The sequence below is a fragment of the Streptomyces sp. ADMS genome (assembly GCF_033441795.1).
Taxonomy (GTDB): Bacteria; Actinomycetota; Actinomycetes; order Streptomycetales; family Streptomycetaceae; genus Streptomyces.
On record NZ_JAVFVX010000357.1, the window covers coordinates 1 to 800 of the forward strand.

The 800-nt window shown below is 69.8% G+C and carries 1 protein-coding gene; it reads right to left on the bottom strand.

The window, feature by feature from the left end; genetic code table 11:
• A partial coding sequence (locus tag RB628_RS42865; protein WP_318325718.1) for a hypothetical protein occupies positions 1-800 on the bottom strand: 800 nt, incomplete at both ends.

Here is an 800-nt window from a genome sequence, read left to right on the forward strand (position 1 = left end):
GATGTCCTGCCAGGCTTGCTCGGCGTTCTCGGCCAGGCGGTCCAGGTGGCTCTCGCGAGCCCGCTGCTCGGCTCGGCGGGCCTGGGCGCGGGCCTGTTCCTGCTGCCGTGTGTGCTCGCTGCGCACCTCGTGGGCGGCGTCGAGGAGTTCCGCAGCTGAGCGGCGCCGGGCAGCGGTGGACACTTCGGCCGTACCACGGATCGCGGCGCGGTGGCGGGCGAGGAGTACGGGGCCTGGTTGCGGGGCGGTGCCGAGGGCTGCGTCCAGCAGCAGGGTGTCCTTCTCGCGTGATGGCAGGGCTCGGATCCAGGCGGTGAGTGCGTCTTTGTCGATTGCCTGGGAAGGGGTGGCAACACTGGCGCGGGCAGCAGCGGTGAGCAGGTGCGGATCGACGTGCAGGAAGTCCGCCAAGCCCTGCTGCGGGCCGGTAAGTCGGGCAAGACCTGCGGGTACGGGCGGCTCGACGGTGGAGGTGTACTCGCCCTCGTCGACATCCTCCTCCAACTCCCAGCGGGTGAGCGCGGAAAGCCAGGCCAGATAGAGGGGACGCAGGTCGCCCGCGGCGAGTTCGGCACGCAGGGTGGTGAACGAGGCGAGGGTGAAGGAGGTCTCGAAGTCCCACTCGCCGCCGTCTTCGGACGAGTAGGCGAAGTCGAGCAGCAGATGCCCTTTCCTGGTCGAGCAGGTCAAGGCGTCTTCCACACAGTACGGTTCGGCGCTGCGGGCGGGCAGCAGGGTGGTGGGTAGGCGCAGCATCAGGCGCCGCGAGCCCCAGTTGGCGAAGTACAGGTGGGCGTCGT